Annotated in this window: 13 protein-coding genes; 6 read left to right on the top strand and 7 right to left on the bottom strand. The window is 71.1% G+C overall.

Features of this window, described 5'->3' with window-relative positions:
• The first annotated feature begins 130 nt into the window (after window positions 1-130).
• The 3 genes from Sru02f_RS14765 to Sru02f_RS14755 all read left to right on the top strand — a co-directional run bounded on the left by Sru02f_RS14765 (window position 131) and on the right by Sru02f_RS14755 (window position 6,755).
• Window positions 131-2,902 (top strand): helix-turn-helix transcriptional regulator, encoded by a 2,772-nt coding sequence (locus Sru02f_RS14765; RefSeq protein WP_109031420.1) that lies wholly within the window; start codon window positions 131-133, stop codon window positions 2,900-2,902.
• A gap of 1,278 nt (window positions 2,903-4,180) precedes the next feature.
• Complete coding sequence (locus Sru02f_RS14760) at window positions 4,181-5,596, top strand: cytochrome ubiquinol oxidase subunit I (RefSeq protein WP_109030479.1); 1,416 nt, start codon at window positions 4,181-4,183, stop codon at window positions 5,594-5,596.
• Between the two features lie 121 nt (window positions 5,597-5,717).
• Window positions 5,718-6,755: a cytochrome d ubiquinol oxidase subunit II gene (locus Sru02f_RS14755; RefSeq protein WP_109031419.1), complete on the top strand. Its 1,038-nt coding sequence runs from the start codon at window positions 5,718-5,720 to the stop codon at window positions 6,753-6,755.
• Between the two features lie 920 nt (window positions 6,756-7,675).
• Here Sru02f_RS14755 and Sru02f_RS14750 read toward each other — a convergent pair.
• A complete protein-coding gene (locus Sru02f_RS14750; protein ID WP_109030478.1) occupies window positions 7,676-9,724 on the bottom strand; it encodes a CocE/NonD family hydrolase in 2,049 nt (682 codons plus the stop codon).
• Between the two features lie 16 nt (window positions 9,725-9,740).
• A complete protein-coding gene (locus tag Sru02f_RS14745) occupies window positions 9,741-11,045 on the bottom strand; it encodes an ATP-grasp domain-containing protein (RefSeq protein ID WP_109030477.1) in 1,305 nt (434 codons plus the stop codon).
• Window positions 11,046-11,165: 120 nt separating this feature from the next.
• On the opposite strand from Sru02f_RS14745, the gene Sru02f_RS14740 reads away from it, so the two are divergent.
• Entirely contained in the window at window positions 11,166-11,927 is a 762-nt protein-coding gene (locus Sru02f_RS14740) for a ZIP family metal transporter (RefSeq protein ID WP_109030476.1), read from the top strand.
• Between the two features lie 156 nt (window positions 11,928-12,083).
• Here the strand turns inward: Sru02f_RS14740 and Sru02f_RS14735 are convergent, their stop codons facing one another.
• Complete coding sequence (locus Sru02f_RS14735) at window positions 12,084-12,737, bottom strand: TetR/AcrR family transcriptional regulator (protein WP_167469372.1); 654 nt, start codon at window positions 12,735-12,737, stop codon at window positions 12,084-12,086.
• A 58-nt stretch (window positions 12,738-12,795) separates the two neighbouring features.
• Here Sru02f_RS14735 and Sru02f_RS14730 point away from each other — a divergent pair, with 58 nt between their 5' ends.
• Window positions 12,796-13,701 carry an SDR family NAD(P)-dependent oxidoreductase gene (locus Sru02f_RS14730; protein ID WP_109030474.1) on the top strand — a complete coding sequence of 302 codons (906 nt, stop codon included), beginning with the start codon at window positions 12,796-12,798 and terminating at the stop codon, window positions 13,699-13,701.
• A gap of 366 nt (window positions 13,702-14,067) precedes the next feature.
• Entirely contained in the window at window positions 14,068-15,462 is a 1,395-nt protein-coding gene (locus tag Sru02f_RS14725; RefSeq protein WP_174855025.1) for an MFS transporter, read from the top strand.
• 43 nt (window positions 15,463-15,505) lie between these two features.
• Here Sru02f_RS14725 and Sru02f_RS14720 read toward each other — a convergent pair whose 3' ends face one another.
• The 4 genes from Sru02f_RS14720 to lnt form a co-directional block, all read right to left on the bottom strand.
• Entirely contained in the window at window positions 15,506-17,410 is a 1,905-nt protein-coding gene (locus tag Sru02f_RS14720; RefSeq protein WP_109030472.1) for a helix-turn-helix domain-containing protein, read from the bottom strand.
• A gap of 56 nt (window positions 17,411-17,466) precedes the next feature.
• Complete coding sequence (locus Sru02f_RS14715) at window positions 17,467-18,267, bottom strand: 3-hydroxybutyrate dehydrogenase (RefSeq protein WP_109030471.1); 801 nt, start codon at window positions 18,265-18,267, stop codon at window positions 17,467-17,469.
• Window positions 18,268-18,321: 54 nt separating this feature from the next.
• Window positions 18,322-18,801 (bottom strand): NUDIX hydrolase, encoded by a 480-nt coding sequence (locus Sru02f_RS14710; RefSeq protein ID WP_109030470.1) that lies wholly within the window; start codon window positions 18,799-18,801, stop codon window positions 18,322-18,324.
• 68 nt (window positions 18,802-18,869) lie between these two features.
• Window positions 18,870-20,483, bottom strand: a complete 1,614-nt coding sequence (gene lnt / locus Sru02f_RS14705) for an apolipoprotein N-acyltransferase (RefSeq protein WP_109030469.1) — start codon at window positions 20,481-20,483, stop codon at window positions 18,870-18,872.
• Between the last annotated feature and the right edge of the window lie 191 nt (window positions 20,484-20,674).

Here is a 20,674-nt window from a genome sequence, read left to right as displayed (position 1 = left end):
GTCTGCGCCGGAAGCGGGAGGGTGGCAGGAGAGTAATATGTGCCGAGCTCTGCAGCGCGGCGCCGACAAACACAACAGTGTCACTCGGTGATCGACTGTCGTGGAGGAACTGTCGGCGGGGACGGAGAGCATGGTGAGCGAGAGTCCTCAGGTACGCCTGAAGGGGCGGCAGGCCGAGTGCTCCAGACTGGACCAGCTCATCGCGACGGTGCAGGCCGGCCACAGCTCCGTTCTGGTCCTGCGTGGCGAGGTGGGCATCGGAAAGACGGCGTTGCTCGACTTCGGACGCACCAGCGCGCAGGGATGCCGGACCGCCAGAGCTGTGGGCATCGAGTCGGAGATGGAGCTGGCCTACGGGGGCCTGCACCAGTTGTGCGCGCCTTTCCTGGACCATCTCGGTCGCCTGCCTGACCCTCAGCGCGAGGCACTCGGCACGGCGTTCGGCCTGAGCTCGGGGTCTCCACCGGACCGTTTCCTCGTCGGTCTCGCGGCACTCAGCCTTCTCGCCGACGTGGCCACGAAGGAACCTCTCATCTGCTTCATCGATGACGCCCAGTGGCTGGACAGGGTCTCCCTGCAAACGATCGCCTTCGTCGGGCGACGTCTACTCGCCGAGCGCGTCGGACTGGTCCTCGCCGTCCGCGAGTCGTCCGTCGAGGCCGAACTGGCGGGACTGTCGCAGCTCACGGTCGAGCCGTTGAGCGACGGCGACGCCCGCGCGCTGTTGGACTCCGTGATCCCGGGCCCCCTGGACGAGCGGGTCCGCACCCGCATCGTGGCCGAGACTCAGGGAAATCCTCTCGCCCTGCTCGAACTGTCCCGGGGTCTGACGTCGGCGGAGCTGGCAGGCGGGTTCGGACGCCCCGACGCACGGCCGCTGGCAAGCCAGATCGAACAGAGCTTCATCGCACGCGTCCGGGCGCTTCCTCCCCAGACGCGCGAACTGCTACTCGTCGCCGCGGCGGAGCCCGTGGGCGACGTGACGCTCCTGACGAGGGCCGCCGCACTGCTCGAGATCGAGACGTCGGCTTCCGCGGCGGCCGAGGCTGCCGGATTGATCACTATCGGTACCCGGGTGCGGTTCCGGCATCCCGTGGTGCGCTCGGCTGCCTACCGGGTTGCGTCGGCCGAGGCTCGCCAGCAGGTCCACCGGGCCCTGGCCGAGGTGACGGACGCCGACAAGGACCCCGATCGCCGGGCCTGGCACCTGGCCAACGCGACGGCCGGTTCCGACGAGACGGTGGCGGCGGAGCTGGTGCGCTCTGCCGACCGGGCACAAGCGCGCGGCGGAGTCGCCGCGGCGGCCGCGTTCCTGCAACGGGCCGCGGAGCTGACCCCCGACCCCGCTGTTCGTGGAACCCGGACACTGGCGGCGGCCCGGACCAAGTACCAGGCCGGCGCATACAGCGCTGCACGCGAACTACTGGACGCCGCCACCATCAGTCCCCTGGACGAGCGGCAGCTCGCCGAGGCGGACCTGCTCCGCGGTCGGATCACGTTCGCCTCCAGGAACGCCGGCAGCGCCCTGCCTCTCCTCCTCAAGGCGGCAAGACGCCTGGAGCCACTGGACGCGCGGCTGGCCCAGGAGACGTACCGTGACGCACTCGACGCCGCGCTCATCGTCGACCGGCTGCCGGTCGGGGCGCGGCTCCGGGACATCGCCACGACGGCTCTCGCCGCGCCCTCCAAGCCGCCACTGGACCGGAACAACCTGCTCCTTCGGGGCCTGTCCATCATGACAGTGGACGGATACGCGGCGGGCGCGCCCATGGTGCTGCGCGCCCTGGACGCCTTCTGCACGGAGGAGATCGGCACGGAGGAGAGCCTCGGCTGGTTCCCCCTCGCCGCTCGCATGGCCTTCAACGTCTGGGACTTCCACAGCAACACGGTTCTGTCGACGCGACTGGTCGAGCTCGCCCGTGAGAGCGGGGCCCTGTCCGTGTTGCCGTCCGCGCTTCTTCAGTTGGTGTCGAACCGTGTGCTGGCGGGGGAACTGGATCACGCGGACGCGCTCATCGCGGAGGCGCAGACCCTCGGTGAGGCGACGAACAGCCGCTACCTCGCGCACTACGTGTCCCTGGTGACGGAGCCGTGGAGAGGCCAAGAAGCGGCGACGCTCCACGCCATCAACGCGATGACCCGAGACGCGGATCTGCATCAGGGTCGGCAGGGCAAGGTGCTCAGTGCCAGCCAGTGGGCGAAGGCGGTGCTCTACAACGGGCTCGGCCGCTACGAGGAGGCGTACGCCGCGGCGGAACAAGGCGCCGAGAACCTGGAGGAACTCGGCCTGGCCATCCGGTCGATGGTCGAACTGGTAGAGGCGGCCGTGCGCAGCGGCAGACGGGCTCGGGCCGCCGAGGCAGCCCGGCAGCTCGACGCCTTCGCACAAGCCAGCGGCACCGACTGGGCTCTCGGAACCGCGGCCATGGTGCGCGCGCAGGTGAGCGAGGAAGAGACCGAGGCCCTGTACCGAGAGGCCGTCGAGCGACTCGGCCGTACCGAGGTCAAGATCACTCACGCGCGCTCGCACCTGCTCTACGGGGAGTGGCTGCGCCGGGAGAACCGCCGCGTCGACGCGCGCGAACACCTGGGGACGGCGTACCGGATCCTCAGCGCGATCGGAGTCGACGGTTTCGCGGAGCGCGCCTGGCACGAGATGCGCGCCACCGGCGCGACGGTGGGCAAACGAACTCCTGAGCCCCGTGCGTCGCTCACTGCCCAGGAATCGCAGATCGCGCGCTTGGCGGGGGCAGGCATGACCAATCCCGAGATCGGAGCTCAGCTCTTCATCAGCCCGCACACCGTGGAATGGCACCTGCGCAAGGTGTTCGCGAAGCTCGACATCGCGTCGCGCAAGCAGATCAGCGGTGCGCTGTGGGAAGGGACAGTGGTGACCACCTGAGACGGCGTCGCTTCCTTTCCCACCTGTTGGCGCAGGACCGGCAAGTCCCGGATGCCGCGAGAGGCGCCCTGCGGCAGAAGTTGCCCGGCCGACTGCCTCTTGCATGCCACCAAAGCCCCCCTCGACGAGGAGGCATGGGTACTGCGCGCATAGCTCGCCTCCGAACTATGGTGTCCCACCACATACGCCTCTCACCTGCGGATTCCTACGGTGTGGCGACACACAACCGTCCCCGCAGATCCCCAGGAAGTGGTACCGATGTCGTCGCCCGCGACCGCTCCACCAGTCCCGGCCCCGAACAACCTCAAGGGCATCGTCGCCGCATCCCTCATCGGCACCACCATCGAGTGGTACGACAACCCACTCGATCGGAGCCACGACCTGCGGCTTTTCCGTTACTGACCCTTCCAGGTCAGCACCGAACCAGCACCGGGAATTCTCGTGCTGGCCGGTATACGGGGAAGCAGCCGACCTGGCCGACGGCGGACCTGATGACCCGCACCAGTGATCGTTACTGACAGTGAGCCTCTTCCCACCTGACGGGTGGTCGAGACGATGCCCCCTGCGGCAGGCATGAAGGAAGCTCGTCGGCAGCGGATCGGCCTCGGTAGAGGCGCGTACCGGCGCCCAGGGCATACCCGAAACCGCGACGATCGGACGGTCGCTCCCGACAATTTCCTGCCCCAGCGTGGCGAGCGCGGCGCCCTCCTCGGCGATGGCCTGCCGAAGTGCGTCCGGGCTGCCGTAGTCGCGCCCGAACGCCGGACTGATCACGCCGTCGCACTGCGCCGCGCCGGAGCGCAGGACGTCGAGGTCCGCCAACCCCCCGCGCAGCACTTTGGCCCCGGCGCTCTCATGCGCCTGTGCGGAACCGTCGGAGCGAGCCAGTGCGAGAACGGTGGGGCCGTTGCCGAGCAGTTCCGGAGCGCCGTGGTGCGCGGCTGCGCCGACGCCGTGCTGTCCGGGCTCACCGGTCCCCGGTGTGCATGTTCGCGCTCGACCGGGCCGATCTGGTGTGGCCAGTACGTACGCCTGGGGCGAACCCCGCGAGCGGGACATGCTCGTCGACCTGCTCACCTGACCACCGCCCGGTGCGGGCCATGCGGAGGACGGACGGGGCGGCGATCCCAGGCCGGGCCCCGGTCGTCGGCGCGGCATTCACCGAGGCGTGGCGCTGGCCGCTCAGCGGCTCAGTGCCGCTACCTTCAAGGGTATAAACCGGGGCATTGCGTTGTGACTCCGGGCATGGCTCACCGTTGGGAGGCAGGCGTGGCTCTCATGCATCATCTGGCCGCGGCGCCGTGGCAGGTCGCCGCGCTGGCCGTGGACAAGGTCTCCGAGGGCGACCTCGCCGCGGCCCGGGCACAGATGGGGTTCTCCCTCGCTTGGCACATCGTCGTCGCGTGTCTCGGGGTGGGCCTGCCCGCGCTCACGCTGCTCGCCGAGTGGTACGGCATCCGTACCGGAAACCCCGCCCACCAGCTCCTGGCACGCCGGTGGGCTCGTGCGATGGGCGTGCTCTTTGCCGTGGGCGCGGTGTCCGGCACGATTCTCAGCTTCGAGATGGGACTGCTGTGGCCGGGCCTGATGGGGATGTTCGGGCAGGTCATCGGGTTGCCCTTCGCCCTGGAGGGCATCGCCTTCTTCATCGAGGCCATCTTTCTCGGCATTTACCTCTACGCCTGGGACCGGCTCCCGCCCAGGCGGCACCTGCTCACCGGGCTGCCGATCGTGGTGGCGGGTGTCGCCTCGGCCTTCTTCGTGGTCTGCGCCAACGCCTGGATGAACCAGCCCCGTGGTTTCGTGCTGCGGGAGGGGAAGGTCGTCGACGTGGACCCCTGGGCCGCCATGCTCAATCCCGCGAGCCCGCCGCAGACCGTGCACATGATCCTCGCCGCGTTCATGGTGGCCTCCTTCCTGACGGCGGCGGTCTACGCGGTCGCCCTGCTACGGGGCCGCCGGGACGCCTATCACAAGGCGGGGTTCTACATCCCCTTCACGCTGGGAGCTGTGGTGACGCCCTTTCAGCTCGTCGTGGGGGACTGGGCCGCGCGGTTCCTGGCGGAGTTCCAGCCGGCGAAACTGGCGGCGATCGAGGGGGTGTTCACCACCGGTTCGCACGTACCGCTGACTCTCGGCGGCATCGCGCGTGACGATGCCCTGCGCTACGGGCTGGAGATCCCCAACGGCCTCTCCCTGCTGGTCGGCTACTCGCCGAGCACCGTCGTCCAGGGCCTGGACAAGGTGCCCCGCGACCAGTGGCCGGCGGTGACGGGCGTGCACTGGGCGTTCGACGTCATGGTGGGGATCGGGCTGTTCCTCCTGGCCCTGGGGGCCTGGCTGTTGCTCTCCTGGTGGCGCGGACGCCGGTGCCGGGGTGAGCTGCTCGACCAGCGCGGGTCCCGGCTGTTCCTGACGCTGGCCGCGATCGGCGGTCCGGCCTCGGTGGTCGCGCTGGAGAGCGGCTGGTGCGTCACCGAACTCGGGCGGCAGCCCTGGATCGTCTGGGGAATCATGAGCGTGCGTGACGCCGTCAACCCGGCGCCGGGCCTCATGACCGGACTGTGGCTGGTGCTGATCGTCTATGCCGGCATGACCGTCGCCACCGTCTATGTGCTCCGCCGCCTCGCCAAGGGCACTGCCGTGCCCCTGGCACCGCAGGAACAGGATGTCGAGAGCTATCCCGTCGTATGACCGGCCCGCTGCCTCCCGGCACCCCGCACCGTCCACATCACCCGGAGCGCTCCGCCGCCCGCCGCTTCCATCCTCTGACCCCCTTCTCGCGCCGCCCAGTCGGCCAGCACCGGAGGTGACCGTGCTCGCAGACACGGCTCTTGCTGTCATGTGGGTGGGCCTCACCTGCTACGCCCTGTTCGGCGGGGCGGACTTCGGGGCCGGTGTATGGGACCTGCTCGCTGGCGGATCTCGGCGCGGACTGCCCCAGCGGCGTCTGATCGAGCACAGCATCGGCCCCATCTGGGAGGCCAACCACGTGTGGCTCATCTTCGTGATCGTGCTGCTGTGGTCCGCCTTCTCCCCCGTGTTCGCCGCCGTGATGTCCACGCTCTACCTGCCGCTGACGCTCGCCGCCCTGGGCATCATCGCGCGCGGGGCCGCCTTCGCCTTCCGCAAGGCGAGCACCGAGCTGTGGCAGCAGCGGCTGTTCGGGGCCTGCTTCGCCCTGTCCTCCCTGGTCACGCCGTTCTTCCTCGGCACCGTCGCGGGGGCGGTCGCCTCCGGACGGGTCCCTCCGGGTCTCGCCGCCGGCAACGTGATCACCAGCTGGCTCAATCCGACGTCTGCCCTCGGCGGTGTCCTCGCGGTCACCACCTGCGCCCATCTCGCCGCGGTGTACCTGTGTGCCGACGCCGCCCGCGACGGCGAGCGCGCGCTCGCCTCGGCCTTCGCCCGTCGCGCCGTCGTCAGCGGTCTGGTCAGTGGCGCCGTCGCGGGCGCCGGTATCGCCGTGTTGCACGCCGACGCCCCCGAGCTCTTCCACGGGCTGACCCATCGCGCGCTGCCGCTGGTCATCCTGAGCGTCGTCGCCGGTCTCCTCGGCCTCGCCCTGCTGCACCGCAACCGCTTCGTGCTGGCCCGCCCCGCCTCGGCGCTGGCTGTCGCCGCGATCCTGTGGGCGTGGGGCGCGGGGCAGTACCCGGCGATGCTGGTCGGCGGAACGACGGTCCATCAGGCCGCCTCGGACGGTGCGGTCCTGGCGGCCTGCCTGGTGGTACTGGCCGTGGGGGCCCTCCTGCTCGTCCCCTCACTGTGGCTGCTGTACGCCACGTTCCAACGGCGCGCTCCCGCCGCCGGGCCCGGCTCCTCATCCTCCTCCGAGGCGTCGGTCGACTGAGAGAATCGACCGAGAGACATGATCGGCCCACGTCGTGCAGCTGGTCTTCGCGCACGAGTGCGAAGGCGACCCGTCCACCGGAATCCGTCCGATGGCCGTAGACAGCGTGCCCTGGCAGGGAGTCGGCCGGCAGCTCGCGCCCGGTCGCGGTCACGTCGCCCGCGAAACAGCGCGGGCCCGCGAAGTCGACGACCTCCGGCCGGGCCCCGGCTCGGGCCGGCCCGCGGCGTCGAACACCCCGACGCGCAGCGGCCAGGCGTCCGGCATGAATTCAGTGATGCCGACGGTACGACACCTGCGGCAACCTGATCCAGATCTCCACCGAGCCGCAGTGACGGGACGCTGTTGTCTCGCGCTCACGGCGAGTGCGCCGCCGCGGGCCCGAGGGAGGGCGGGGTCGGTTCGCCGCCCGCCCACTCGGCGTCGCCGGTCCTGCGGTCAGATCGAAGGCGCACGGCACGGTGCTGCCGCCGGCGTACGGGGACCAGTCACCGACGTCGCCGCCCTCGCGGTAGGAGTTGGTCTTCCAACCGCGGTCCTTGAGGTGCCGTCGCAGCCGGCGAAGCCCGGAGACGGCCTGGTCGGCCAGGACGCGTGAATCCCAGGACGTCGTACGCCTCTCGCGCGGCACCGAAGGCGCGATCCGCCATGTCCTCACGTGCGACGCGAGCCTGCGCCGACCGCCGAGGGGGCGTCGACCTGCACAACTGCCCCCTTCCGCCCACACGTCCGGGAACACACCGAACTGGTGTGCCGGCTGAACCTGCACCTGGTACGAGGACTGCTCGAAGCGGGTGGCCAACCGCCCGGACGGGCGTGCCGGCACCCCGCCCCGGCCGCTACTGGGTGCTCGTCGGCCCACCCGGCCCTGCGCCTCCACGGTCCCGGGTCTCCTTGCCGTGGAGGGCGGCGCCGTCACGTCAGAGCAGGTCCCGCGGCACCGTTTCGTTCCAGGTGCGGGAGAACACGCGGCGACCCGCCTCGTAGCCGTCGAGGGTGGCGTCAACGAAGAAGCTCTGTTCGTCGCACCTGAGCCGGGTGTGGGTCACGACGCTGACGTCCCAGTCGTCCCGCCCGAAGCGCATGGTCCACGTCGACTCGCCACGCGCCGAGGTGAAGTCGTCCGCCGTCGCCGCGTACCGCTCGTGAGCCCGGCAACCGACGTCCACGCCGATGTCGTCGCAGCGGATCAGGCCCCGGTCCTTGACGATGTTCAGTTCGGCGTCGTAGTCGATCAGGTCGCGCCGCACCTCCCAGCGTTCCTCCGGAGGGCTCAGCGTGGTCGTCGTCAGCGGCGGAGTCCCCTCCGGGACGCCGAACGGGTCGGCAGGTGTGTCGTCGGGGCGGTGCGGCGGCCGGACGGGAAGGGTGAGGGTGCTGGACCGCTCGTGGACGCTCAGCTCGGCGGGCCTCGGCGGCGGCCAGGCGAGCGGCCAGTAGGAGGTGGACAGGGACAGGCGGATCCGGTGTCCCGGCGGGAAGGACTGTGCCACTCCGTTGAGGTGGACCGTGGCCCGGTAGCGCCGGCCGGGTTCCAGCGGCTCGGGCTGCTCGGTGCTCTCGCAGCGCGTGAGGTTGAGCAGTCCGTAGGTCACCCGGGTCGCGGCTCCGTCGGGGCGTACGTCGGACAGACGCGCGGCCACCATGGCGACCGGCTCGGCGACCGACAGGTCGAGTTCCACGGTCGGTGAGCCCAGGATCTCCAGCGGTTCGGTGAGCGGATCGGTCTCGAAGACGAGGGAGCCGCCGTCCTCCTCACGCTGGTCGTACGGCAGGTCCGGGGGCGCGTTGTAGGAGGCCCACTTGCCGGCGAACTGGCCGACGGACAACGGCGACCGCACGGTCAGTACGTCGCCTGCCGCGGCCCTCCCGCCGTGCTCGGGCGACTGCTCCACCGGGGCCTCGATGCGGTGCCGGCTGAGCGGGTGGGTGACCGGGTGGACGTTCGGAGAGGGCCAGGACGGCTCCGCCACCCAGCGCCCCGGCCGTTCCTCGTACGACGTGGACGGCGGCACGCTGTCCTGCATCCAGGTGCGCAGCATGGGGCCGTCCATGGCCCCGTTGTCGACGCCCTTGAGCCAGTGGTCCCACCAGCGCACCACCTCCTGGAGGTAGCCGATGGCGGGGCCGGGTTCGCCGAGGTGGGGGAACTTGTGCGACCAGGGGCCGATCAACCCCTTGCGGGGCACGTCCAGGTGGGCGAGCAGCCGGGTGACGGCGTTCGAGTAACCGTCCGCCCAGCCGCTGGAGGCGAGGACGGGGCACCGTACGGCCTGGTAGTCCTCGGCGACCGAGGCGTGCCGCCAGTAGTCGTCGCGGCGCTGGTGCCGGAGCCACTCCAGCACCCAGGGCCGGGTGTGTTCCAGGCGTTCGTGCCACATCTCGCGCCAGCGGTCACCGACCACGGCCGGGTCGGGCGGGCAGGTGGCGTAGGCGAACATGGTGCCCGCCTCGGCCAGGTTGTCGGACAGCATCGCGCCGCCCATGTAGTGCATGTCGTCGGCGTGCCGGTCGTCCGTGAACGAGGCGATGACGATGGCCTTGAGGCTCGGCGGCTGCCTGGCCGCCACCTGGAGTGCGGCGAAGGCGCCCCAGGAGATACCCATCATCCCGGTGCTGCCGTCGCACCAGGGCTGGTCGGCGAGCCAGGCCAGCACCTCCTCGGCGTCGCGCTGCTCCTGTTCCAGGTACTCGTCCCGGAGGACCCCTTCGGACTCACCGGTTCCGCGCAGGTCGACGCGGACGCAGGCGTAGCCGTGCCCGGCGATGTAGGGGTGGTGGACCGAGTCGCGGACGGCGGTGAGGTCCCGTTTGCGGTAGGGGATGTACTCCAGTACCGCGGGCACGGGTTCGTGGTCGGACGACAGGGGCCGCCACACCCGCGCCGACAGGCGGACGCCGTCGGACATGGGAATGACGACGTGCTCTTCTTCCTTCGTCTCGTGGGGCAGTTGGGTCACGTAACGCATGGGTCTTGCGTACTCCTTACCGTCGCGCTCCCGCGTCGGGCTCGTCGATGGTGAGCCCGAGGGCCGCCACGCAGTGGTCGTACTTCTCGCGCATCTCGTCCTCGTCGTTCCCGCCGGTGAAGATGTGCGCGACCTCGTAGCTGTAACTGTCCTGCTGGGAGAGGTCGGACAGTCGCCGGCCGGCCTCGGGCAGGACGTGGATCCGCACGCCCGGTGTCTCCCGCTCGATCCGCGCGATCGTCTCGGGCGAGGGCACGTTGCGCACCTCGCCGTCCGTGAACCAGCGGTAGTACCACTTCGCGGCCATCGCGTAGGGACCCTGCCGGTGCGGCATGGTCGGGTCGGAGCCGAGGGCGAGCGCCAGCATGGGGTGGTGGTTGGACACCCCGTCGACGTACTGGAACAGCTCGGCGTGCGACTGGGAGTGGCGGGGGTTGATCTCGAGCAGGTTGATCCGCTCACTGCTCGGGTCGTAGAAGTACTCCATGCTGAAGGTCGCCGAGTCGAAGCCGATACGGCTCATCACGCGCTCGGTGACGTCGTGCAGCCGTCCGATCACCTGTGCGGGGAGGGTGGAGGGATACTGGTGGCGCAGGAAGCACGCCGAGTCCGGATAGTCGATGGAGTCCAGGGTGCCGTAGACGGTCACCTCGCCCTGGTGCACATAGCCCTCCACCGCGACCTGGATGCCGGAGCACTCCTCCTCGGCGAGGCACACCCGGCCGCCGACGCCGTCCATCTCGGGCGGCAGGTCGATGCGGTCGAGGATGCGCTCGAAGGGGCGGCCGACGCGGGAGATGCCGTCCCGGATCTCCGTGACGGCCTTGCGGAACTCCTCCTCGTCGCCGACGCCGAAGGCGAGTTCGGAGGAATAGGACAGTGCGGGCTTGAGCCACATCGGGAAGCGCACGCCGTCCGGCGGGCGCGGCGGGTCGCCCCGCAGGTCGACGCGGCCGAAGCGCGGGTGGCAGTCGGTGACCTCGCGCTGTTCGAGCCGGCTCCAGTACTTGTGCTCGCACTTGACCACCGACTCCAGGCTGGTGGTGCGGGTGCCGTAACGCTCGCCGAGGATCGGCACCAGGGTGCTGACCGGGAAGTCCCAGTAGCCCACGATGGCGTCGATGCTTCCCTCGAAGGCGTCCAGCTCCCGCTGGGCCTTCTCCAGGATGTCGGGCACCGAGACCTCTCCGTCCTGGAGCTCCTCCACCGTCAACAGGCCGTGGAAGCGCAGCGATCGGGCGCCCGGTACGGCCTGGAGCGTCGGCAGGTTCGCCTCGTCGAGACCGACGACGAAGACATTCTTCACATCCTCTTCAGACACGTCTCTCCTCTCAAGATCGGCTGGGTACCCCGCCACGCACCGGACAACCTCCGGCCCTCGCCACCCGGTCCGTTCGCGGGGTGTCGGACTCGACGTGGTCCCGCGGGGTAGGGCCCACGTATGAGCGATGCGGTGCAGGCGGGGCTGTGGGGCTTGCTGGCGGGAGCGGCGCTGCTGCTGGGCGCGGCGATCGGGTTCGGGGTGCGGGTGCCGCAGAAGGTGATCGCCACCGTGATGGCCTTCGGCGCCGGGGTGCTCCTCTCCGCGGTCTCCTACGAACTCGTCGGTGAGGCCTACGAACAGGCCGGACTGGCACCCGCGGCGATCGGCACGATCATCGGAGCGACCGCCTACACCCTGGGCAACCTCTGGCTGGCCCGCCGTGGTGCCAGGCACCGGAAGAGGTCCGGCCACCACACCGCGCACGCGCAGCCCTCCGAAGCCCAGCAGGGCGGTTCGGGCCTGGCTCTCGCGTTCGGGGCGCTCCTGGACGGGGTGCCGGAATCGGCCGTGATCGGCGTGAGCCTGCTCGACGGCGGCGCGGTCAGCATGGTCACGGTGGCGGCCGTGTTCATCAGTAACGTCCCGGAGGGGCTGTCGAGTTCCGCCGGTATGAAACGCGCGGGCCGCGGCACGGCGTACGTCTTCGGTGTGTGGGGCGCGATCGCCGCCGCCAGTACCGTGTCCGCGGTCCTCGGCTACACCGTCGTCGGCGCCTTTTCCCCCGCCGTCGTCGCCGCCGTCACCGCGGTGGCGGCCGGGGCGATCCTCGCGATGATCGCGGACACCATGATCCCGGAGGCCTTCGAAGACGCCCACCTGGCCATCGGGCTGGTCACGGTCAGCGGCTTCCTCGTCTCCTTCGCACTCTCCCACGCATGAGGCATGCCTGCGGGAGACTCGCAGGAGGGGCCCGACGCGGGGTTCCAGGTGACGGAGCTGCTCGCTCCGGCCTGCGTGTGGCCGGGTACCGGTCCGGCCATGGGCTTGCTCGTCGGCAGGAACTCCTCCGGCTCGGCGGGGTCGACCGCCTTCCCGTCACCGGTCGGTCAGTCCCCGGAGCAGGGAGCCGAGGACGCGGTCCAGGCGTGGCTCGACGTCCACGACCGCGTGTGCGAGCCGGGGGTCGCTCCGGTAGAGGTTCTGGATGTGCGGGCCGGGCGTCGCCATCTGCCACAGGGCGCCCGCCAGGCTGGTGGCCGTCGCGATGACGTCCACTGCCTGGGTCTCCTCAATGCCGAGCAGTCGACGCAGCTCGGCGACGATGCGGTCGACCTCGTCGAGGGTCACGATCTTGAAGGCGCGCACCGACTCGATGGAAACGTTCCGTTCGAGGTTGAGGGGCGCCTGGGCCAGCAGGTCGCAGAACAGGGGCCGGGCCGCCAGGGTGGCCGCGAAGACCTGGCCTACCGCCTCCGGTGCGGCGCTCGGCAGTGCGCCCAGTCGGGAACACAACTCCGCGGACCATTCCCTCCACCCCTCGGCAGTGATCTTGAGGAAGATCTGTTCGCGCGTCTCGAAGTAGCGCAGCAGCGCTGACTTGTGCATGCCCACGGCGGCGGCGATGTCGGTCAGCGTGATCTCACGAATGCCCCGCTCGGCGCCGAGCGCACGGGCCGCTTCCAGGATCGCCTCTTCACGCTGCTGCTTGGCCTCCGCGCTGCGGGCGCGCTGAAATCCGGACCCGATCATCACTCCAGGATAGGGCAACCGCGTTGCATTATTAGCGCAACGGTGTTTCGCTATCAGTATGGAACAGCGCAAGCACAGTCAGCGGGTCTGGTTCGTCACCGGCTCCTCACGGGGCCTCGGCCGCGCCCTGGTCACCGCCGCCCTCGACGCGGGCGACCTGGTCGTCGCCACCGCCCGCCGACCGGAACAGCTCGACGACCTCGTACAGCGGTACGGCGACGACCGCATCCACCCGGTCGCACTCGACGTCACGGACGCCACCGGCGCCCAGGGGGCCGTCGACGCGGCGATCAGCCGCTTCGAACGCGTCGACGTCCTGGTCAACAACGCGGGGTACGCGAACGTGTCACCGATCGAGACGACGGACGACGCCGACTTCCGCGCACAGTTCGAGACCAACTTCTGGGGCGTCTACCACGTCACCAGGGCCGCCCTGCCGATCCTGCGCGCTCAGGGCGGCGGCACGATCGTCCAGGTCTCCTCGGTCGGTGGACGCGTGGGCGGATCACCCGGCATCGCCTCCTACCAGGCGGCCAAGTTCGCGGTGGACGGGTTCAGCCGCGTACTCGCCGTGGAGGCGGCACCGTTCGGCGTACGGGTCATGGTGGTCGAGCCGAGCGGATTCGCCACCGACTGGGCCGGGTCCTCCATGACGGTGCAGCCGGTGCCCGCGGAGTACGAGGACACCGTCGGTCTCATGAACCGGCGCATGCGGCAGAGCCAGGCCGGCGCCGCCGGCGACCCGCGACGCGCCGCCGGCATCATCGTCGAGGCGGTCCGACGCGACTACCCGCCCTCGCACCTCCTGCTCGGCGTCAACGCCGTCGACATGGCAAAGGAGTACTCCCGTCGCCAGTTGACGGAAGCCACCGCGTGGGAAGGAGTCAGCCGCTCGGCGGACTTCGCCGAGCCCTACCCCGCCCGGATGCCCGCCGACGAGGCAGGCGGCGCACCACGCCGCTGACCGGAAGAGGCTCCGGCCGGTCGTGGTGCCAATCGACGTGGGAGCCGGAACGGGCACTCGCCGGGCATGTCATGGTGTGGGCCGCGCTGGGCTGTCCGGCACTCACCGGTGTGCGCCTTCAGTCAGCACCGAACCGGCACGGAAGTCAGCACGCCATCGTCGAATCATGCCGAACAACGCATCGCAGGCACCGCTCGTTCCGACTTCTTTCAGGCCGACGAAGCGCCCCTTGGTGAGGACGCATGGGGACCGCACGCATAGCTCGCCTCCGAACTATGGTGTCCCACCACATACGCCTCTCACCTGCGGATTCCTACGGTGTGGCGACACACAACCGTCCCCGCAGATCCCCAGGAAGTGGTGCCGATGTCGTCGCCCGCAACCGCTCCACCAGTCCCGGCCCCGAACAACCTCAAGCGCATCGTGGCCGCGTCCCTCATCGGCACCACCATCGAGTGGTACGACTTCTTCCTCTACGGTTCCGCCGCCGCGCTCGTGTTCAACGAGTTGTTCTTCCCGGACTCCGACCCGCTGGTCGGCACGCTGCTGTCGTTCCTGACCTATGCCGTCGGGTTCGCCGCACGGCCGGTCGGGGCCCTGGTGTTCGGGCACTACGGTGACCGGCTCGGGCGTAAGAAGCTACTGGTGCTGAGCCTGCTGATGATGGGCGGGGCGACGTTCGCGATCGGGCTGCTCCCCACCCACGCGACCGTCGGCACGGCCGCTCCCGTGCTGCTGACCGTGCTGCGGCTGGTCCAGGGTTTCGCCCTCGGCGGTGAGTGGGGCGGGGCCGTACTGCTGGTGTCGGAGCACGGGGACGCGCGGCGGCGCGGGTTCTGGGCGTCGTGGCCGCAGACCGGGGCGCCGGCCGGGCAACTGCTCGCGACCGGTGTGCTGTCGCTGCTCACGGCCGTGCTGTCGGACGCCGCGTTCAACAGCTGGGGCTGGCGGATTCCGTTCCTGCTTTCCGGGGTCCTGGTCATGGTCGGTCTGTGGATTCGTCTGTCTGTCGACGAATCACCGGTCTTCAAGCAGGCCTTGGCGCGGGCGGAGTCGCGGAAGGCGAAGGCCGAGCCGCTTCCGCTGGTCGCCGTGATGCGGCACCACTGGCGCGACGTGCTGATCGCCATGGGCGCGCGGATGGCGGAGAACATCAGCTACTACGTCATCACGGCCTTCATCCTCGTGTACGCCACCTCCGCGGCCGACGTCTCCAAGCAGACCGCGCTCAACGCGGTACTGATCGCCTCGGCCGTGCACTTCGCGGTCATCCCGGCCTGGGGCGCGCTGTCGGACCGGATCGGCCGGCGCCCGGTGTACCTGCTGGGGGCGGCCGGTGTCGGGCTGTGGATGTTCCCCTTCTTCATGCTGATCGACTCCGGTCACTTCGGCAGTCTGCTGCTCGCGGTGACCGTGGGGCTGGTGCTGCACGGCGCCATGTACGCGCCCCAGGCGGCCTTCTTCTCCGAGATGTTCGCGACCCGGATGCGCTATTCGGGGGCTTCGATCGGCGCCCAGTTCGCCTCCGTGGCAGCTGGTGCTCCGGCGCCGCTGATCGCCACCGCGCTGCTGTCCGAGTACGACAGCTCGACGCCTATCTCGCTCTACGTCATCGCGGCGGCCGTGCTGACGCTGTTCGCCGTGGGGGTGGCCCGGGAGACCCGGCACCGGGACCTCGCGGAGGTGGACTCCGTCGCCGGCGACGCGGACGAGGACGGGCCGGTGTCCGACTCCCGTGCGGAGCGGGCGCGCACCGTCTGAGCCGCCCCCCTCACCGACCCCCGTGCGCCCGTGCGCGCGGGGGTCAGTGTCGTGTCGGGGCCGACAACCGGTGGAGCCTGAGGGCAAGTTGTATCTCCAGCGCGCGGTCGGGGCTCTGCCAGTCGTCGCCCAGGAGCCGGCCGACGCGCTCGAGGCGCTGGGCGACGGTGTTCACGTGGACGTGCAGGGCCTCCTTCGTCCGGGCCGGGCTCGTCCCGCAGGCGAAGTAGGCGTCGAGGGTGCGGACGAGTTCCGTGCCGCGCCGCTCGTCGTAGGCGACGACCTGGCCGATGGTGCGGTCGACGAACCCTGGCACGTCCTGGTCCCCGGCCAGCAGCAGGCCCAGGAAGCCGAAGTCCTCGGCCGCCGCGCCGTCCCCGCCCCGGCCCAGCAGGCGCAGGGCGTCCAGGCAGCGTCCGGCCTCGGTGTAGGCGGCGGCCACGGCCTCGGGACGGGCGGCGAGATCCCTTACGGGCGCGGAGGCGCCGACGGTGACGGCCTCGTGGACCGCGCGGCCCAGGTGCCGGGCGGTGCGGCGGGCCAGATCGGTGGCACTGTCGCTGTCCGTCAGCGGCAGCAGCAGTACGGTGCCGCCGTCCCGGGCGGCGGCCAGGCCGTGCCGGGTCGCGGCGAGGTGGGAGGCCGCGGCCCACAGGCGGCGGCGCGCGTCCGCCTCCTGGTCGGCGTCTGCCTCGGTGGCGTCGAGGCGGGCGGCGAGGACGACGTGTGCGGCGGACAGGTCGGCGTGCAGCCGTCGGGCCCGGTCGTCCAGCAGGCGCGGATCGCGGTCGCGGGCGTCGAGCAGGTCGTCCAGGAGCTCGCCGCGGACCCGCTGTTCGGCCTCGGCGGCGGAGCGGCGGGCGAGCAGCAGCAGGGAGGTGACCATCGCGGCGCGTTCGAGGGTGAGCTGGTCGACGGGGTCGAGCCCTGGGTGGCCGCGCAGGACGAGGGCGCCGAACAGCTCGTCACCGGCGGCGACGGCGGCGATCCAGTCGTCCTTGTGCCGCACCACGTGTCCGTCGGCGCGGGACGCCTCCAGCGCGTACTCCGGTGCCGCGGTGGCCTCGGTGAACTCAACGGTGCCGTCCAGTACCTGCGAGACGGCGGCCGCCACGTCGTGCACCCCGCCGCCGCGCAGGACGAGCTCGGCGAGCCGGTCGTGGACGTCGGAGGCGCGCTCGATGACGCCGCTGCGGTCCCGGATGATCTCGTTGGCCCGCTCCAGGCCCGCGAGGGCCGAGCGGGTCTCGGCGAGCAGGTTGGCGGTGTCGATGGCGGCGGCCGCGAGGGCGGCGAAGGAGCCGAGCAGGGCGATCTGCTCGCGTTCGAAGACCCTGGCCCGCCGGTCCGCGGCGAAGAGCACGCCGATGACGTGGTGGCCGAGCATGAGGGGTACGCCGAGGATGGCGACCAGGCCCTCGTCGCGCACGCCCGCGTCGATGGTGCCGGTGTGCTGGAAGCGGGCGTCCTTGAAGTAGTCGTCGGTGACGTAGGGGCGGGCGGTCTGGGCGACGAGGCCGCCGAGGCCCTCCCCCATGCCGAGCCGCAGTTGCTGGAAGCGGGCGGCGACCGAGCCCTCGGTGACCCGCATGTAGGTGTCGCCGCGGTCGGGGTCGTTGAGGCTGAGGTAGGTGACGTCGGTGCCGAGCAGGGAGCGGGCGCGCTGCACGATCGCGCGCAGTACCGCGTCCAGGTCCCGCAGTCCGGCGAGGTCGTGGGCGGTCTCGAACAGCGCGGACAGCTCGGCCTCGCGCCTGCGCCGGCCCTCCAGCTCCGAGCGCACCCGCAGCGCGAGGTGCTTGGCCCGGTCGAGCGCGTCGGTCCGCTCGGCCGGTCCGCCCTCGGCGCGGGCGAGCAGCACCGGCTGCTCGTAGGCGTCGGCGGAGGCGCCGCGGGCCAGCAGCTCGAGGAACGGCGTCTCGGCGGACTGCGCGTGATCACGGGACATGCTCACAGGATTCCCCATCACCCGCTCGTCCCGGCAGCCCTGTGGAAAACCCCGGCTCAGTGCGCGGTCCAGCCGCCGTCCAGGGCGAGTGAGGTGCCCGTGAGCCCTGCCGTGTACGGGCCGCACAGGTACGCCACCGCTTCGGCGACCTCGTCGGGTTCGATCAGCCGCCGCAGGGCGCTGTCGCGCAACAGTACGTCGGAGAGCACCTGCTCCTCGGGGACGCCGTGGGCCCGGGCCTGGTCGGCGATCTGCCGCTCCACCAGCGGGGTGCGGACGTAGGCGGGGTTCACGCAGTTGGAGGTGACGCCGTGGGCGGCGCCTTCGAGGGCGGCGGTCTTGGACAGGCCCTCCAGTCCGTGCTTGGCGGACACGTAGGCGGCCTTGTAGGCGGAGGCCCGCAGGCCGTGGACGGACGAGATGTTGACGATGCGGCCCCAGCCCTGCCCGTACATGTGGGGCAGGGCGCCGCGGATCAGCCGGAAGGGGGCCTCCAGCATCACGGTGAGCACGGTGTGGAAGACGTCCGGCGGGAACTCCTCCAGGGGCCGCACCAGTTGCAGCCCGGCGTTGTTGACGAGGACGTCGGTACCGGCCGCGGCGCGTTCGGCGGCGTCCAGGTCGGTCAGGTCCAGGACCTGCGGCTCGACGCTGCCCGCGAGGTCCCCGCAGCTCCCGGCGAGCGCCTCGAGACCGGCGGCGTCCCGGTCGACCGCTCTGACCTCGGCCCCGGCCGCGGCCAGCCGCAGTGCGCAGGCACGGCCGATGCCGCCGGCGGCGCCGGTGACGAGGGCGGTGCGGCCGTGCAGGTCGAGCGAGGAGGCGTGGGGGGCCTGGAGGACGCTGGGCGAGGTCATGCCCCGACCCTAGGCAGCGTCCACCCCGTCCCCCATGTGGGCACGCCCCATACTTCAGAAGGAACCAGTGGGTTCGAACCATGTGGGGGCGTCGGACAGAGCCTGCTTGACCCTGGTCTGCCCGAACTCCTTGATGTCCGGCAGCGCGTCCACCGCGAACCAGCCCACCTCGAGCGACTCGTCGTCGTTGACCCGGGCCTCGCCGCCCACGGCCCGGCAGCGGAAGGTGATGTCCATGAACTGGCAGACGTCGCCGTTGTCGTAGGTGACCGGTTTCAGCGCCTGCACGAGGACCAGCCGTTCGACGACGCACTGGACGGCGGTCTCCTCCTCGACCTCGCGCACGGCGCAGGCGGCGGGCTGCTCCCCCGGCTCCGGAATGCCCCCGATCAACGACCAGCGCCCGTTGTCGGACCGCCGACCCAGCAGCACTCTGCCCTCGTCGTCGAAGACGACGGCGGTGACTCCGGGGAGCCACAGGAGCTGGTGTCCGGCCGAGGCGCGCAGGTCGCGGATGAAATCGGGAGTAGTCATGCGTCCGACCCTAACGGGGCGGCCGGACCGCCCCCGCCGTCGTCACGGGGCGTGCACCGGGCGTACGGCTACACGTCGCGGGCGCGTCGACCGCGCACACCGGCGCCGACGGCCCAGCCGAGCCCACCGGCGGCGACCAGCACCAGGGCGATCTCGGGTGCGATGCCGAGCCGGGTGGCGGGCGTCTCGGAGGAGCGCAGGGGCACCTCCTGGACCAGGGAGTCGGCCACGAACATTCCGGTCTTCTGGGTGATCCGGCCGTCCGGCATGATGATCGCGCTGACGCCGCTGGTCACCGGGACGGTGACGGTCCGGCTGTGTTCGACCGCACGGATCCGGGACATGGCGAGCTGCTGGTAGGTCATCTCGCTGCGGTCGAAGGTCGCGTTGTTGCTGGGCACGGAGATCATCTGGGCGCCGTCGGTGACCTCGGAGCGCACGGCCCAGTCGAAGGCCGCTTCGTAGCAGGTCACCAGGCCCACCTTGGTCCCGGCCATGGTGAACACGCCGGGTTCGGTGCCCCTGCTGAAGTCCCGGCTCACCATGGAGGTCCACTCGTCGTTGATCGCCCCGATGAGCGAGCGCAGCGGCAGGTACTCGCCGAAGGGCTGGATCTGCCGCTTGTCGTAGGTGTCGACGGGTCCCTTGTCCGGGTCCCACAGGATCTGCTCGTTGAGCAGCTTGCCGTCGCGTTCCACGACGCCGCCGACCGAGATGGGCGCGCCGATCGCCTTGGCGGCCCGGTCGATGACCAGGCGGGCGTCGGCGTTGGCGAAGGGGTCGATGTCCGAGGAGTTCTCCGGCCAGAGGACGAAGTCGGGGCGGGCCACCTTGCCCGCCTTCACCTCGTCGGCCAGGCGCTGTGTCTCGCGCGCGTGGTAGTCGAGTACGGCCCGGCGCTGGGCGTTGAAGCCGAGTCCGGCGCGCGGCACGTTGCCCTGGATCACGGCGACGGTCGCGGTGCCGTCCTCCGCCGTGTCGCTGACCAGCGGCCGGGCGGCCACGGCGCCCACCACGGGTACGGCCACGCCGAGGAGTGCCACCACCGCGGCACCGCGCCGCACCTCGGCGCCGCGGCGGGCCCGGACGGCCAGGCGTACGGCCTCGTGGAGGGCGAAGCCGCACAGGACGACCGCGAAGCCGAGAACCGGCGTGCCGCCGACCGCGGCGAGCGGCAGGAACACGCCGTCCGCCTGTCCGAACGCGATCTTGCCCCAGGGGAAGCCCTCGAAGGGCACACGCGCGCGTGCCGCCTCCCCCGCGATCCACACCGCCGCCGCCCACACCGGCCACCCCGGCAGCTTCGACACGGCGGCGACGCCCGCGCCGACGGCCGCCACGAAGAGCGCTTCGATCGCGGCCAGCGCGAGCCAGGGGCCCGGGCCGACCTCCACGCCGGTCCACACCAGCAGGGGCATCAGGAAGCCGAGGCCGAAGAGGTAACCGAGGCCGAGGCCCGCCTTCCAGCCGCGGCCGCGCAGCACCCAGCCGAAGACGGCGAACGCGGGCAGCGCCAGCCACCACAGGGTGCGCGGCGGGAAGCTGATGTAGAGGAGCACTCCGGAGAGCGCCGCGGCGGCGGCCGGGAGGAGGCGCGCGAGTCGCGAGACGGCCCGGGAGGCGGGCGTGGTCTGCGGTTGCGTCCGGTCCGGCTCGCCGACGGTGGTTGCGGTGGCTGTCACCCCCCGGAGTGTACGGCGGGTGACCTGACCGTGGACAGGACGGTCCGAGGACGTCGGCGGGCCGTGGGCGACCTCTGCCGCATCGTTTCGCCACAACCGGGCGCCGACCGGTCCACAATCCGCCGACCAGCCGTTACGGTGTGGCCGAGCCCCGGTCGCCGGTCCGATTCCGCCGGGCGGCGGGGGCCCGT

Origin of the sequence: Streptomyces rubrogriseus, from assembly GCF_027947575.1 — a bacterium.
Lineage (GTDB): Bacteria > Actinomycetota > Actinomycetes > Streptomycetales > Streptomycetaceae > Streptomyces > Streptomyces rubrogriseus.
The sequence above is the reverse complement of the archived record's forward strand: the minus strand, read 5'-3'. Positions and strand labels throughout refer to the sequence as shown.